This window comes from Streptomyces cinnabarinus (assembly GCF_027270315.1).
GTDB lineage: Bacteria > Actinomycetota > Actinomycetes > Streptomycetales > Streptomycetaceae > Streptomyces > Streptomyces cinnabarinus.
This window is the reverse complement of the sequence record NZ_CP114413.1, coordinates 1,696,247-1,710,500: the sequence shown is the minus strand read 5'-3', so window position 1 is coordinate 1,710,500 and position 14,254 is coordinate 1,696,247. Positions and strand designations below refer to the sequence as shown.

At 71.5% G+C, this 14,254-nt stretch carries 13 protein-coding genes; 11 read left to right on the top strand and 2 right to left on the bottom strand.

Annotation, left to right across the window (positions count from 1 at the left end):
• Positions 1 to 157: 157 nt before the first annotated feature.
• From STRCI_RS07620 to STRCI_RS07595, 6 genes are all read left to right on the top strand, one after another.
• Positions 158 to 481 (top strand): integration host factor, encoded by a 324-nt coding sequence (locus STRCI_RS07620; protein ID WP_003977346.1) that lies wholly within the window; start codon positions 158 to 160, stop codon positions 479 to 481.
• 60 nt (positions 482 to 541) lie between these two features.
• A complete protein-coding gene (gmk, locus tag STRCI_RS07615; RefSeq protein ID WP_269658087.1) occupies positions 542 to 1,099 on the top strand; it encodes a guanylate kinase in 558 nt (185 codons plus the stop codon).
• A 50-nt stretch (positions 1,100 to 1,149) separates the two neighbouring features.
• The gene (rpoZ, locus tag STRCI_RS07610; RefSeq protein ID WP_003988945.1) at positions 1,150 to 1,422 is read left to right on the top strand and encodes a DNA-directed RNA polymerase subunit omega; all 273 of its coding nucleotides are present in this window, start codon (positions 1,150 to 1,152) and stop codon (positions 1,420 to 1,422) included.
• A gap of 102 nt (positions 1,423 to 1,524) precedes the next feature.
• Positions 1,525 to 2,727 carry a bifunctional phosphopantothenoylcysteine decarboxylase/phosphopantothenate--cysteine ligase CoaBC gene (gene coaBC / locus STRCI_RS07605; protein ID WP_269658086.1) on the top strand — a complete coding sequence of 401 codons (1,203 nt, stop codon included), beginning with the start codon at positions 1,525 to 1,527 and terminating at the stop codon, positions 2,725 to 2,727.
• 240 nt (positions 2,728 to 2,967) lie between these two features.
• Positions 2,968 to 4,176 (top strand): methionine adenosyltransferase, encoded by a 1,209-nt coding sequence (metK, locus tag STRCI_RS07600; RefSeq protein ID WP_269658085.1) that lies wholly within the window; start codon positions 2,968 to 2,970, stop codon positions 4,174 to 4,176.
• A 110-nt stretch (positions 4,177 to 4,286) separates the two neighbouring features.
• Positions 4,287 to 6,446: a primosomal protein N' gene (locus STRCI_RS07595; protein WP_269658084.1), complete on the top strand. Its 2,160-nt coding sequence runs from the start codon at positions 4,287 to 4,289 to the stop codon at positions 6,444 to 6,446.
• Positions 6,447 to 6,573: 127 nt separating this feature from the next.
• Here STRCI_RS07595 and STRCI_RS07590 read toward each other — a convergent pair whose 3' ends face one another.
• Entirely contained in the window at positions 6,574 to 7,116 is a 543-nt protein-coding gene (locus STRCI_RS07590; RefSeq protein ID WP_269658083.1) for a hypothetical protein, read from the bottom strand.
• Positions 7,117 to 7,323: 207 nt separating this feature from the next.
• On the opposite strand from STRCI_RS07590, the gene fmt reads away from it, so the two are divergent.
• The 3 genes from fmt (at position 7,324) to STRCI_RS07575 (ending at position 10,243) form a co-directional block, all read left to right on the top strand.
• A complete protein-coding gene (gene fmt / locus STRCI_RS07585) occupies positions 7,324 to 8,256 on the top strand; it encodes a methionyl-tRNA formyltransferase (RefSeq protein WP_269658082.1) in 933 nt (310 codons plus the stop codon).
• An 84-nt stretch (positions 8,257 to 8,340) separates the two neighbouring features.
• Entirely contained in the window at positions 8,341 to 9,759 is a 1,419-nt protein-coding gene (locus STRCI_RS07580) for an RsmB/NOP family class I SAM-dependent RNA methyltransferase (RefSeq protein ID WP_269658081.1), read from the top strand.
• A gap of 55 nt (positions 9,760 to 9,814) precedes the next feature.
• Positions 9,815 to 10,243: a DUF6027 family protein gene (locus STRCI_RS07575; RefSeq protein ID WP_269658080.1), complete on the top strand. Its 429-nt coding sequence runs from the start codon at positions 9,815 to 9,817 to the stop codon at positions 10,241 to 10,243.
• On the opposite strand, the gene STRCI_RS07570 is transcribed toward STRCI_RS07575, so the two are convergent.
• Positions 10,194 to 12,341: an MMPL family transporter gene (locus tag STRCI_RS07570; protein WP_269658079.1), complete on the bottom strand. Its 2,148-nt coding sequence runs from the start codon at positions 12,339 to 12,341 to the stop codon at positions 10,194 to 10,196. The two genes, STRCI_RS07575 and STRCI_RS07570, sit on opposite strands and share 50 nt — an antisense overlap.
• Before the next feature lie 104 nt (positions 12,342 to 12,445).
• On the opposite strand from STRCI_RS07570, the gene rpe reads away from it, so the two are divergent.
• The gene (gene rpe / locus STRCI_RS07565) at positions 12,446 to 13,132 is read left to right on the top strand and encodes a ribulose-phosphate 3-epimerase (protein WP_269658078.1); all 687 of its coding nucleotides are present in this window, start codon (positions 12,446 to 12,448) and stop codon (positions 13,130 to 13,132) included.
• A 78-nt stretch (positions 13,133 to 13,210) separates the two neighbouring features.
• Positions 13,211 to 14,254: a sugar-binding transcriptional regulator gene (locus STRCI_RS07560; RefSeq protein ID WP_041820331.1), complete on the top strand. Its 1,044-nt coding sequence runs from the start codon at positions 13,211 to 13,213 to the stop codon at positions 14,252 to 14,254.

Genomic DNA, 14,254 nt, shown 5'->3' with positions numbered 1-14,254 from the left:
CAGGACTTTTCCGCTGTTCTCGCTGACTCTGGCGGACTTGCCCGCTAGTCTCCGAGCAGAGAACGGGCAAGCGTGTTGCTCGTGGCTCCCCAGGTGTGGGGCGACTAGGTTCCTCACCGGTCCGTATCCGACAGTCAACATCCGAGGTGACGTAGGCGTGGCTCTTCCGCCCCTTACCCCTGAACAGCGCGCAGCCGCGCTCGAAAAGGCCGCCGCGGCTCGCCGGGAGCGGGCCGAGGTCAAGAATCGACTCAAGCACTCCGGCGCCTCCCTTCACGAGGTCATCAAGCAGGGCCAGGAGAACGACGTCATCGGCAAGATGAAGGTCTCCGCTCTCCTTGAGTCCCTGCCGGGCGTGGGCAAGGTCCGCGCCAAGCAGATCATGGAGCGGCTCGGCATCTCCGAGAGCCGCCGGGTGCGTGGCCTCGGCTCCAACCAGATCGCGTCCCTGGAGCGTGAGTTCGGCAGCACCGGCTCCTGAACCCGGACACTGCCGGGAAGGGAGTCCCGGGCACCCCGGGATTGCTGGAATAATCGCTGCATGAGTGAACGTCCGCGGCTGACCGTGCTCTCCGGCCCCTCTGGGGTCGGCAAGAGCACGGTCGTCGCCCATATGCGCAAGGAACACCCCGAGGTCTGGCTCTCGGTGTCGGCGACGACCCGCAAGCCCCGCCCCGGCGAGCAGCACGGAGTCCACTACTTCTTCGTCACCGACGAGGAGATGGACAAGCTGATCGCCAACGGCGAGCTGCTGGAGTGGGCCGAGTTCGCCGGCAACCGCTACGGCACGCCGCGTGCGGCGGTGCTGGAGCGGCTGGAGGCGGGTGAGCCGGTGCTGCTGGAGATCGATCTCCAGGGCGCCCGGCAGGTCCGCGAGTCCATGGCCGAGTCCCACCTGGTGTTCCTGGCTCCTCCCTCCTGGGAGGAGCTGGTGCGCAGACTCACCGGGCGGGGCACCGAGCCGCCCGAGGTGATCGAGCGTCGCCTCCAGGCGGCGAAGGTCGAACTGGCCGCCGAGCCGGAGTTCGACGAGACCTTGGTCAACACCTCCGTCGAGGACGTGGCGCGCGAGCTGCTAGCCTTGATGGACGTTGTGTGATCGTCTCTGATCACCTGACTGAATCTTTCCCATCCATCGGAAGGTAGAGCGTGTCCTCTTCCATCTCCGCGCCCGAGGGCATCATCAACCCGCCGATCGACGAGCTCCTCGAGGCCACGGACTCGAAGTACAGCCTCGTGATCTACGCGGCCAAGCGTGCCCGCCAGATCAACGCGTACTACTCGCAGCTCGGCGAGGGCCTCCTTGAGTACGTCGGTCCGCTCGTCGACACGCACGTCCACGAGAAGCCGCTCTCGATCGCGCTGCGCGAGATCAACGCGGGACTGCTGACGTCCGAGGCCGTCGAGGGCCCGGCGCAGTAGTATTTCCTGCTTGAAGTAGTCTTTTCCACAGGCCCGGCAGCATGACTGCCGGGCCTGTGGTGTGTCATGGGGGAAGTACGTTTTCCGAGCCGGGGAGAGACCGTGGACAAGCCGAGGGTCGTTCTGGGGGTCAGCGGTGGCATCGCCGCGTACAAGGCCTGTGAGCTGCTGCGAAGGCTGACGGAATCCGGACATGACGTCCGCGTCGTGCCCACCGACTCCGCGCTGCACTTCGTCGGCGCCGCCACCTGGTCGGCCCTGTCCGGCAACCCCGTCTCGACCGAGGTGTGGGACGCCGTCCACGAGGTGCCGCACGTCCGCATCGGCCAGCACGCCGACCTGGTCGTGGTCGCCCCGGCCACCGCGGACCTGCTCGCCAAGGCCGCGCACGGCCTCGCCGACGACCTGCTGACCAACACCCTGCTCACGGCCCGCTGCCCGGTCGTCTTCGCCCCGGCGATGCACACCGAGATGTGGGAGCACCCGGCCACCCAGGAGAACGTGGCGACGCTGCGCCGCCGCGGCGCCGTCGTCGTCGAGCCCGCCGTGGGCCGCCTCACCGGCGTCGACACCGGCAAGGGCCGGCTGCCCGACCCCGCGGAGATCTTCGAGGTCTGCCGCCGGGTGCTGGCCAGGGGCGTCACCGAGCCCGACCTCACCGGGCGGCATGTCGTCGTCAGCGCCGGCGGCACCCGTGAACCCCTCGACCCGGTCCGCTTCCTCGGCAACCGCTCCTCCGGCAAGCAGGGCTACGCCCTCGCCCGCACCGCCGCCGCACGCGGCGCCCGGGTCACGCTGATCGCCGCGAACACCGGGATGCCGGACCCGGCGGGCGTGGACGTCGTCCAGGTCGGTACGGCCGTACAGCTGCGGGAGGCCGTGCTGAAGGCGGCCGCCGACGCCGACGTGGTGGTCATGGCCGCCGCGGTCGCGGACTTCCGCCCGGCCGCCTACGCCGCCGGGAAGATCAAGAAGAAGGACGGGCAGGACCCGGACCCGATCGTGCTGGTGCGGAATCCGGACATCCTCGCGGAGATCTCCGCCGACCGGGCCCGCCCCGGACAGGTGGTCGTCGGCTTCGCCGCCGAGACGGACGATGTGCTGGCCAATGGCCGTGCCAAGCTCGCCCGCAAGGGCTGCGACCTGCTGGTGGTGAACGAGGTGGGGGAGCACAAGACCTTCGGCTCCGAGGAGAACGAGGCCGTGGTGCTGGGCGCCGACGGCAGCGAGACACCCGTGCCGTACGGGCCCAAGGAGGCCCTGGCCGAAACCGTGTGGGATCTGGTCGCCGGACGGCTGAGCTGAATGTCGCATTCGTCGCACGACATGCGGAAACCACGCACATTGGGGCGTGGCGCCCCTGGTCAAGGCCGCAAGGGATTGGGCAGAATGCCCGTGCCGCAGGTCACAGCGCTCCCGAGAGGCGAGACAGGTGGGCCCGCGGCCGAGCGCGACCGATAAACTGTTTCTCGGACGACGCCGGGCGCAGCCCCCGTCCCGTCCGCCCATGATCAGCCAGCAGCCGCTGCAACCCCAGGGAGCGTTGTGTCCCGTCGCCTGTTCACCTCGGAGTCTGTCACCGAGGGTCACCCCGACAAGATCGCTGACCAGATCAGCGACACCATTCTCGACGCGCTTCTGCGCGAGGACCCGACGTCCCGGGTCGCCGTCGAGACGCTGATCACCACCGGCCTGGTGCACGTGGCCGGCGAGGTCACGACCAAGACGTACGCGGACATCGCGACGCTGGTCCGCAACAAGATCCTGGAGATCGGCTACGACTCCTCGAAGAAGGGCTTCGACGGCGCCTCCTGCGGCGTCTCGGTGTCCATCGGCGCTCAGTCGCCCGACATCGCGCAGGGCGTGGACACCGCGTACGAGTCCCGGGTCGAGGGCGACGAGGACGAGCTGGACCGCCAGGGCGCCGGTGACCAGGGCCTGATGTTCGGCTACGCCACCGACGAGACCCCGACCCTGATGCCGCTGCCGATCTTCCTGGCGCACCGCCTGTCGAAGCGGCTGTCCGAGGTCCGCAAGAACGGCACCATCCCCTACCTGCGCCCCGACGGCAAGACGCAGGTCACCATCGAGTACGACGGCGACAAGGCCGTCCGCCTCGACACGGTCGTGGTCTCCTCGCAGCACGCGAGCGACATCGACCTGGAGTCCCTGCTGGCCCCCGACATCCGCGAATTCGTCGTGGAGCCGGAGCTGAAGGCGCTCCTGGACGAGGGCATCAAGCTGGACACCGAGGGCTACCGCCTGCTGGTCAACCCGACCGGCCGCTTCGAGATCGGCGGCCCGATGGGCGATGCCGGCCTTACCGGCCGCAAGATCATCATCGACACGTACGGCGGCATGGCCCGCCACGGCGGCGGTGCCTTCTCCGGCAAGGACCCGTCCAAGGTGGACCGCTCGGCCGCGTACGCCATGCGCTGGGTCGCCAAGAACGTCGTCGCGGCGGGCCTCGCCTCCCGTTGCGAGGTCCAGGTCGCGTACGCCATCGGCAAGGCCGAGCCCGTCGGCCTCTTCGTCGAGACCTTCGGCACCGCCAAGATCGACTCCGAGAAGATCGAGAAGGCCATCGACGAGGTCTTCGACCTCCGCCCGGCCGCGATCATCCGCGACCTCGACCTGCTCCGCCCGATCTACGCCCAGACGGCGGCGTACGGCCACTTCGGCCGCGAGCTCCCCGAGTTCACCTGGGAGCGCACGGACCGCGTGGACGCGCTGCGCGCGGCGGCGGGCCTGTAAGGGTTCCCTTTCGTACGGCTGACGAGGCCCGGTGTCCCTGGTGGGGATGCCGGGCCTCGGCGTATGTCCGGGCCGCTTCGCTGTCAGTGGGGTTTGGTAAGAATGCAAGGGTGAGCAGGGAAGACGGGCAGGGTGGTAGTGGGGCTGAGGGGGCGCCGCCTGAGCAGCTTGCGTTCATTCGGGAGAGTGTGCGGAAGGCCAAGGGGCCTCGGGCGAAGCCTCGCACCTGGCGGGGGGCGGAGCTGGCGGCGGAGTTGCCTGTTGCTCGGGTGCTCGTGGACAAGGGGGTGCTGCATCTTGACCGGTACTTCGACTATGCGGTGCCTGCGGAGCTGGATGCCGATGCTCAGCCCGGGGTGCGGGTTCGGGTGCGGTTCGGGGCCGGGCGGCATCGGGTGCGGGAAGGGCGTCGTGAGGGCGGGGGGCTGATCGACGGGTTTCTCGTCGAGCGGCTGGCGGAGTCCGATTACTCGGGGCCGTTGGCGGCGCTGGCTCAGGTGGTGTCGCCCGAGCGGGTACTCGATGAGGAGTTGCTGGGGCTGGCTCGGGCTGTCGCGGATCGGTACGCCGGGAGCCTTGCCGATGTGTTGCAGCTTGCGGTGCCGCCGCGTAGCGCTCGGGCCGAGCAGCGGGATTCGCCGGAGCCGTTGCCGGTGCCCGGTGTGCCTGAGGCGGGGTCCTGGGCGCGGTACGAGAGCGGGGGTGCGTTTCTGGGGGCGCTGGCCTCGGGTGGGGCACCGCGGGCCGTGTGGAACGCCCTGCCCGGGCCGGAGTGGAGTGCGGAGATCGCTCGGGCTGTCGCGGCGACGCTTTCGTCCGGGCGGGGGGCGCTGGTCGTGGTGCCGGACGGGCGGGCCGTCGCCCGGGTCGACGCCGCGTTGACGGAGCTGATGGGGACCGGGCGGCATGCGGTGCTGACCGCCGACGCCGGGCCCGAGAAGCGGTACCGGGAGTGGCTCGCGGTGCGGCGGGGGTCGGTTCGGGCCGTGGTGGGGGCACGGGCCGCGATGTTCGCGCCGGTGCGGGATCTCGGTCTTGTCGTCATCTGGGACGACGGGGACGACAGCCACAGTGAGCCGCATGCTCCGCAGCCGCATGCCCGGGATGTGCTGCTGCTGCGGGCCGCGCAGGACAAGTGCGCGTTTCTGCTGGGCGGTTGGAGCTGCACGGTGGAGGCCGCGCAGCTCGTGGAGAGCGGGTGGGCCCGGCCGCTGGTCGCCTCGCGGGAGCAGGTCCGGGGGGCGGCGCCGCTCGTGCGGACCGTGGGGGACGGGGATCTCGCCCGGGACGAGGCCGCGCGGGCGGCCCGGTTGCCGACGCTCGCCTGGCAGGTGGTGCGGGACGCGCTGCGGCAGGGGCCGGTGCTGGTGCAGGTGCCTCGGCGGGGGTATGTGCCTCGGCTGGCGTGTGCGAACTGCCGGGCGCCCGCGCGGTGTCGGCACTGTTCCGGGCCGATGGAGGCGCGGGACGACGCCGGGGCGTTGCGGTGTGGGTGGTGCGGGCGGGAGGAAGGCGCCTGGCACTGCCCGGAGTGCGGGGGGTTCCGGCTGCGGGCGCAGGTTGTCGGGGCTCGGCGGACCGCGGAGGAGTTGGGGCGGGCGTTTCCGGCCGTGCCGGTGCGGACGTCCGGGCGGGAGCATGTGCTGGACACGGTGCCGGGGGCTCCGGCGTTGGTGGTGAGTACGCCTGGGGCCGAGCCGGTGGCCGAGGGGGGGTACGCGGCGGCTCTGTTGCTGGACGGGTGGGCCATGCTGGGGCGGCCCGATCTGCGGGCCGGAGAGGACGCGTTGCGGCGGTGGATCGGGGCGGCGGGGCTGGTGCGGCCGCAGGGGGTCGGCGGGACCGTGGTGGTGGTGGCCGAGCCGACGCTGCGGCCTGTGCAGGCGCTGGTGCGGTGGGATCCCGTGGGGCATGCGGTGCGGGAGTTGGCCGAGCGGGCCGAGTTGGGGTTTCCGCCGGTGTCCCGGATGGCCGCGGTGTCGGGGGCCGTGGAGGCCGTGGAGGAGTTTCTTCGCGCTGTGGAACTGCCCGCGGAGGCGGAGGTGTTGGGGCCGGTGCCGGTGCCTGTCACGGCGCCGGGGCGGCCTCGGCGGGTTGGGGGGCCGCCGCCGGGGGAGCGGTGGGAGCGGGCCCTGATTCGGGTGCCACCTGGGAAGGGGGCGGCGTTGGCCGCTGCGCTGAAGGCGGCGCAGGCCGCGCGGATGGCTCGGGGGGGTTCCGGTGGGGAGGCCGCGGTCCGGGTGCGGATCGATCCGCCGGACATTGGGTGAGTGTTCGGGTATGTGCGTGTGCGGCGTCGGGGTCGCTGTGGGGGTGGGTGGTCGCTGTTCCAGTGGCATGACTGTGCCCCCGGCCTCCCGGTGTCGGCGCGGGAGGGCGGGGGCGTGGGGGGTGGAGTCAGCCGTTTCGGGGGGAGGGGAAGGCTGGGGGGCGGGGGTCGTCTCTCAGGGCGGGGCTGCCTGCGGTGGGCTGGGTGGGCATGGAGCGGGCCGCGGGGACCGTGGGGACCGACGGGATGCCCGTGTTGACGCTCACCGTACGGCTGCCCGACTGATCGGTCGTGCGCTCCGCCTCGGCCGCAGCCTGCGTCGCGGCGCGGCGGGAGCCGTAGCGGCGGTGCACCGCCTGCTTGGTCACGCCGAGGGCGGAGCCCACCGCGTCCCACGAGAAGCCGAGTGAGCGGTCGAAGTCCACCGCGGCCGTGACCAGGGTCTCGACGCTGTCCCGCAGTTCCTGGGCGAGACGTACGGTCGGAGCGGGGGCGCGTCCGTAGACGACGAAGCCCGTGGACGGGCCGGAGCGGCGCGGGCGGTAGACGTTGCCCAACTGGGCGGTCAGCGTGCGCAGTGCGTCCACCTGCCGGCGGACCCGCTCGATGTCCCGCACCAGCAAGTGCAGGCTGGCCCGAGCCTGGGCGTCGTGGGTTGCGTGGTCGGCCATGAACAAGCCTCTCGAACCGGCGTTGAAAAGGATCGGGCCGCGCGATGTGCGGCCCGTTGTGGTCAACTCTTTCTTGACCAACGCGTTTACGCTCCGCTGGTCACGCAGAGGGGGCGTACCGGCATATTCGTGCGCCGGGTGCCGGGGCTCGCCCAATAGACTGGTGAGCTGCCCGACCAACCCTGAGCGAGAGGCCCGTACTCACCCATGAAGCTTGTCTTCGCCGGTACCCCCGAGGTCGCCGTTCCCGCTCTGGACGCCCTGCTCGCCTCCGGTCGGCATGAGGTGGCCGCCGTGGTGACGCGCCCCGACGCTCCGGCCGGCCGGGGGCGGCGGCTGGTCGCCTCGCCCGTCGCGGAGCGGGCCGCGGAGGCGGGGATCGAGGTGCTGAAGCCCGTCAAGCCGCGGGATCCGGAGTTCCTGGAGCGGCTGCGGGAGATCGCGCCGGACTGCTGTCCCGTGGTGGCCTATGGGGCGCTGCTGCCTCGGGTCGCCCTCGACATTCCGGCCCATGGGTGGGTCAACCTGCACTTCTCCCTGCTGCCCGCCTGGCGTGGGGCCGCGCCCGTGCAGCACTCGATCATGGCGGGGGACGAGATCACCGGCGCGTCCACCTTCCTCATCGAGGAGGGGCTCGACTCCGGGCCCGTCTACGGGACCGTGACCGAGGCGATCCGGCCCACCGACACCAGCGGCGATCTGCTGACCCGGCTCGCCTTCGCCGGTGCCGGGCTGCTCGCGGCGACCATGGACGGGATCGAGGACGGCTCGCTGAAGGCCGTACCGCAGCCGGGCGAGGGCATCAGCCAGGCGCCGAAGGTCAATGTCGAGGACGCCCACATCGACTGGAACGCCCCCGCCCTGCGCGTGGACCGGGTGGTGCGCGGCTGCACCCCGGCGCCCGGCGCGTGGACGGTCTTCCGCGGTGAGCGGCTCAAGCTCATCCAGGTCCAGCCGGTTCCGGACCGCACCGAGCTGGCCCCGGGCGCGCTGGCCGTCGGCAAGAACAGCGTGCACGTCGGCACGGGTTCGTACGCCGTGGAGCTGCTGTGGGTGCAGGCGCAGGGCAAGAAGCCGATGCGGGCCGCCGACTGGGCCCGCGGGGTGCGGATCGGCGACGGCGAGCGCGTCGGGGTCTGACCGGCCGGGCACCGGGCGCCTGGTGCGACGTAGGCTGGACGCACACTTCAGCGAGCGTCATCCAGCAATCCGGAGCACCTTTTCGTGAGCGACACCTCCCGTCCGCCCCGCAAACCCGGCAAGCCCTACCGGCGGCCCAAGAAGGACCCCGTCCGCGTCCTCGCCTTCGAGGCCCTGCGGGCGGTGGACGAGCGGGACGCGTACGCCAACCTCGTGCTCCCGCCCCTGCTGCGCAAGGCGCGGGAGAAGGGGGACTTCGACGGGCGGGACGCCGCGCTCGCGACCGAGCTGGTGTACGGGACGCTGCGGCGGCAGGGGACGTACGACGCCGTCATCGCCGCGTGTGTCGACCGGCCGCTGCGCGAGGTCGACCCGCCGGTGCTGGATGTGCTGAGCCTCGGTGCCCATCAGCTGCTCGGGACCCGGATCCCGACGCACGCCGCGGTCTCCGCCTCTGTCGAGCTGGCGCGGGTCGTCCTCGGCGACGGGCGGGCCAAGTTCGTGAACGCCGTTCTGCGGAAGATCTCCCAGCACGATCTCGACGGCTGGATCGAGCAGGTCGCGCCGCCCTACGACGACGACCCCGAGGACCATCTCGCCGTCGTGCACTCGCATCCGCGCTGGGTCGTCTCCGCGCTGTGGGACTCCCTCGGCGGTGGCCGGGCCGGGATCGAGGAACTGCTGGAGGCCGACAACGAACGGCCCGAGGTGACGCTGGTCGCCCGGCCCGGCCGGGCCACGACGGAGGAGCTGCTCGGCGAGGAGGCCGCGGTGCCGGGGCGCTGGTCGCCGTATGCCGTACGGCTCGCCGAGGGTGGTGAGCCCGGCGCGATCCCGGCCGTCCGCGACGGGCGGGCCGGGGTGCAGGACGAGGGCAGTCAGTTGGTCGCCCTCGCGCTGGCCAACGCGCCGCTGGACGGGCCCGACGCCAAGTGGCTCGACGGGTGCGCGGGGCCCGGTGGCAAGGCCGCGCTGCTCGGTGCGCTGGCCGCCGAGCGCGGGGCGCTGCTGCTCGCCTCCGAGAAGCAGCCGCACCGGGCGGGGCTCGTCGCCAAGGCGCTCAACGGCAACCCCGGGCCGTACCAGGTGATCGCCGCCGACGGGACCCGGCCGCCTTGGCGGCCCGGCTCCTTCGACCGCGTGCTGATGGATGTGCCCTGCACCGGCCTCGGCGCGCTGCGGCGGCGGCCGGAGGCGCGGTGGCGGCGCAGGCCCGAGGACCTCGACGGCTTCGGGCCGCTCCAGCGGGGCCTGCTGCGCACGGCGCTCGAATCCGTGCGGGTCGGCGGGGTCGTCGGCTACGCCACCTGCTCCCCGCATCTCGCCGAGACCCGGGCCGTCGTCGACGACATGCTCAAGCAGTACCCGGGTGCGGAGCTGATCGACGCCCGGCCGCTGCTCCCCGGCGTGCCGGACCTCGGCGACGGGCCCGACGTGCAGTTGTGGCCGCACCGGCACGGGACCGACGCGATGTATCTGGCGCTTGTCCGGCGGACGGCCTGACGTCCGGGGGCCGGTGAGGCGAGACTCGGGGCATCCGACCCCTCCCAGGAGGCTGATGCCCGTGTCGAGCCAGGCCGAGGATCCCGATGTGTGGACCGACGAGGACGGTCAGGACGTCGTACGGCTGCGCCGCTGGAAGGGGGAGTGGGCCGCGGACGATCCGCACGCCAACTTCAAGTCGGACGTGGTGGGTTACGGCCTGCTCGAACCCCTGGACACGCTGCACGGGATGTCGCGGAACCTGGACGTCCCGGTGGGCGCCCTCGTCCGCTATGTGCTGGCGCGCTGGGCCTCCGGCGGCAGCGGCGGGCTGCTGGAGGTGGGCCCGGTGATGGTGCCCCGGCTCTGGGAACCCATCGCGGCCGCGGAGGAGGCCGACAGCGACGAGGAACGGCTCCGCGCCTACCACCAGCTGAGGCAGATGATCGCCTGGCTCAAGGTCCCGCTGGACGAGCCATCTGTTTATCCGCCTCAGCGGGACTGACCCCGCCGTCCTCCTTCGCCAGCCGGTGCGGCCACCACACCTTCGGGCCGACGTCCAGGAACAGCGCGGTGACCAGCACGGACCGCACGATGAAGGTGTCCAGGAGGACACCGAGCGCGACCGCGAAGCCGATCTCCGCGAAGGCGACCATGGGGAGCGTACCGAGGGCGGCGAAGGTGCCGGCCAGGACCAGGCCGGCCGAGGTGATGACGGCGCCCGTCGCGGCGAGTCCGGTCACCACGCCCGCACGGGTGCCCTGACGGCCCGCCTCCTCGCGGATCCGGGTGGTCAGGAAGATGTTGTAGTCGATGCCCAGGGCGACCAGGAACACGAAGACGAACAGCGGGAAGTCCGTCGACTCGCCCGCGTAGTCGAAGAGGTGGCGGAACGCGAGCGCGCTGATGCCCAGGGCCGCAGTGAAGGACAGGATCACCGTGCCGATCAGCAGCAGCGGCGCGATCAGGGAACGCAGCAGGGCGCACAGGATCAGCAGCACGACCACCAGCACCAGCGGGATGATCAGGATGTTGTCGTGCGTGGTCGCCTTGTCCATGTCCAGCAGGGCGGCCGTACCGCCGCCGACCTGGGCGTCCGCGTCCGGTACCGCGTGCACGGCGTCCCGGACCCGCTCCACCGTCTGCTTGGCGGCCTCGCTGTCGGCCGGGTCGGACATGGTCGCCTCGAACAGCACCCTGCCGTCGGCGGACGGAGCGGTGCCCGGTGGCAGGCCGAGCGACTCCGGGACCACGCCCGGGGTGTCCGCGACGGCCCGGCCGACCTCCTCGGCCTGCGCCTGGTTGCTGATGATGACCAGCGGATCGCCGCTGCCCGCCGGGAAGTACCGCTCGGAGACCTCCTGCCCGGTGATCGAGTCCGGGGTGCCGGTGAAGGCGTCCGCGTTGCTGATGCCCTCGGCGCGCAACTGGATCAGACCGAGCGAGCAGATGGCGAGGACCACCGCGGTGACGCCCCAGACCATGCGCGGCCGGGCGGCGATACGGCGGCCCATGCGTGCCCAGATGCCCCGCTCGTGCGGGTTCGGGGCGCCGAGGTGCGGGACGACCGGCCAGAAGATCCAGCGGCCGAAGATCACCAGCAGGGCCGGAAACAGCGTCATCATGGCCAGCATGCCGACCGCGACGCCGATCGCCGCGACCGGTCCGAGGCCGCTGGTGGAGTTCATCTCGGCGGCCATCAGCACCAGCATGCTCAGGACGACGGTCGCGCCGGAGGCGATCACGGCGGGCCCGGCGCGGTGCAGGGCCAGCGCCATCGCCTCGTGGCGGTCCTCGTGGCCGCGCAGTTCCTCGCGATATCGCGCGACCAGCAAGAGGGCATAGTCCGTCCCCGCGCCGAAGACGAGCACGGTGAGAATGCCCGCGCTCTGGCCATTCACGGTCAGGCCCGCGTACTCCGCCAGGAAGTAGATGAGGGCCTGAGCGGTGAACAGGGCGGCGATCACCGCGATCAGCGGGACCAGCAGGAGGGTGGGGCTGCGATAGGTGATCAGCAGCATGACGATGACGACGGCCATCGCGGAGAGCAGCAGGGTGGAGTCGATGCCCTCGAACGCCTCCGCGAAGTCCGCGGACGTACCGCCGGGGCCGGTGATGTGCACGGCGAGCCCGTTGCCGCCCTCGCCGGTGATCTCGCGGATGTCGTCGACCGCGGGCGAGATCTCCTCCCAGCCCTTCTCGTCCATCGTGATCGGCACCTGCACCTGGGCCGCGCGCGGATCCACCTCACGGTCGTAGGTGGGCCCGCGGGTCTCGTCGCCGCGGATGCCGTGCGCGGTGAGCTGCTTCAGCTCCCTTACGTCCTCCTCGATGGCGGCCCGGTCCTCGGCCGTCAGCCCGCTCTCCCGGGCGTAGATGACGACGGCGGGGATCTGCTCGGGCCGGAAGTCCTCCGAGATCTGAAGGACTTGGGTGGACTCGGCCGACCCCGGCAGCCAGGAGGCCGCGTCGTTGTCCTGCGCGTCGGTGAGTTTCTGGGCGAAGGGGGCGACGACGAACAGCACGATGAGCCACAGCACCAGCACGACCCACTTGGCCCGGCGTCCACAGACCAGATGCGCAATCCCACGCTTTTCAGTCATCGCCACCCCCGAGGCCGAAAGGATGCCACGCACAGCAGCGCCCCGTAAGGGGCGCGGGGAACACCGATGCGGCTGACCCCCGGAGGACATGGCAGAGTTGGGTCATGGCCGCGCAGATCAATCCCAGCATCCTGTCCGCCGACTTCGCCCGCCTTGCGGACGAGGCGAAGGCGGTCGAAGGAGCCGACTGGCTCCACGTCGACGTCATGGACAACCATTTCGTCCCGAACCTCACGCTCGGAGTGCCGGTCGTAGAGTCGTTGGCCCGTGCGACGGACACCCCGCTGGACTGCCATCTGATGATCGAGGCCCCCGATCGGTGGGCGCCCCAGTACGTAGAGGCGGGGGCCGGTTCCGTCACCTTCCATGTGGAGGCGGCCACCGCTCCGGTGCGTCTGGCCCGCGAGATCCGGGCCAAGGGCGCGCGTGCCTCCATGGCGCTGAGGCCCGCGACACCGATCGAGCCGTACGAGGATCTGCTCCCCGAGCTCGACATGTTGCTGATCATGACGGTCGAGCCCGGATTCGGGGGACAGGCGTTCCTCGACATCATGCTCCCCAAGATTCGCCGGACCCGCGAGTTGATCAGCAAGCACGGCCTTGAGCTGTGGCTACAGGTGGACGGCGGGGTCTCGGCGTCCACCATCGAGCGATGCGCGGAGGCCGGGGCGGATGTCTTCGTCGCCGGTTCCGCGGTCTACGGGGCCAAGGACCCCGCCGAGGCGGTCCGCGCGCTGCGCGCTCAGGCCGACGCGGTGACCAAGTCCGCGGCCTGGGCATGCGACCACTGAGCCAAGGGAACGTGAACGGCGCCCATCAGGGCGGATCGATCGCGCCGGATCTGCAAGGATGAACGGCGAATCCAGAATGTGAACAGTAGTGAGGAGATCGCCGTGTCGGGTATGTCGGCGGGCCGGTCAGCCATGCGGATGGGACCCGCTGAGCTGGTGCAGGCGGCGGCCATGGCCCGCCGCTTCTACCTTGAGGGCAAGTCCAAGATCCAGATCGCGGAGGAGTTCGGCGTCAGCCGCTTCAAGGTGGCCCGGGTCCTGGAGACCGCCCTCGAACGGGATCTCGTGCGTATCGAGATCCGCGTCCCCGCCGAGCTGGACGCCGAGCGCTCGGACGCGCTGCGCGCCCGCTACGGCCTCAGGCACGCCGTCGTGGTCGAGTCCCCGGCCGAGGCCGAGGAGTCTCCCGACCCGGAGAACCTCGGCGAGGTCGCGGCCGATCTGCTCGGCGAACTGGTGAACGAGGGAGATGTGCTCGGGCTGGCCTGGGGCCGGTCCACCATCCATATGGCGGCCGCCCTCGACCGGCTGCCGCCCTGCACGGTCGTCCAGCTGACCGGTGTGTACGACGCCGGGACCGCCGAGCGCGGTTCGGTGGAGGCGGTGCGCCGGGCGGCCCAGGTCTCGGGCGGCGACGCGCACCCCATCTATGCGCCGATGCTGCTGCCGGACGCGGCCACCGCGGCGGCGCTGCGCAACCAGACCGGTATCGCGCGGGCCTTCGAGTACTTCGACAAGGTCACGGTCGCCTGTGTCTCCATCGGATCCTGGGAGCCGGGTATCTCGACGGTGCACGACATGCTCAGCGACCAGGAGCGGGCGCACTACGCCTCGCTCGGGGTCGCCGCGGAGATGTCGGCGCACCTCTTCGACGCCGATGGCCGCCGGGTCGGGCGGGACCTGGGCGAGCGGTGCATCACCGTCAAGGCCGACCAGCTGCGCCGTATCCCCGAGGTGGTCGCCATCGCGGGTGGGGCGCGCAAGGCGTCCGCGATCGACGCGGTGCTGCGGTCGGGGCTCGTCACCAGCCTGGTGACGGACACCTCGGCGGCGGACGTGCTGATGACGGCGGGACCGACGCCGAAGCCCGCGCTCAACAGGGCGGACCCGGACGGGGTCTGA

What these genes read in the sequence shown, in the direction of transcription:
- STRCI_RS07575 (WP_269658080.1), top strand. Translation starts at nt 9,815, where the DNA reads ATGCCCGTGTCGAGCCAGGCCGAGGATCCCGATGTGTGGACCGACGAG.
- fmt (WP_269658082.1), top strand. Translation starts at nt 7,324, where the DNA reads ATGAAGCTTGTCTTCGCCGGTACCCCCGAGGTCGCCGTTCCCGCTCTG.
- STRCI_RS07570 (WP_269658079.1), bottom strand. Translation starts at nt 12,341, where the DNA reads ATGACTGAAAAGCGTGGGATTGCGCATCTGGTCTGTGGACGCCGGGCC.
- rpe (WP_269658078.1), top strand. Translation starts at nt 12,446, where the DNA reads ATGGCCGCGCAGATCAATCCCAGCATCCTGTCCGCCGACTTCGCCCGC.
- gmk (WP_269658087.1), top strand. Translation starts at nt 542, where the DNA reads ATGAGTGAACGTCCGCGGCTGACCGTGCTCTCCGGCCCCTCTGGGGTC.
- STRCI_RS07590 (WP_269658083.1), bottom strand. Translation starts at nt 7,116, where the DNA reads ATGGCCGACCACGCAACCCACGACGCCCAGGCTCGGGCCAGCCTGCAC.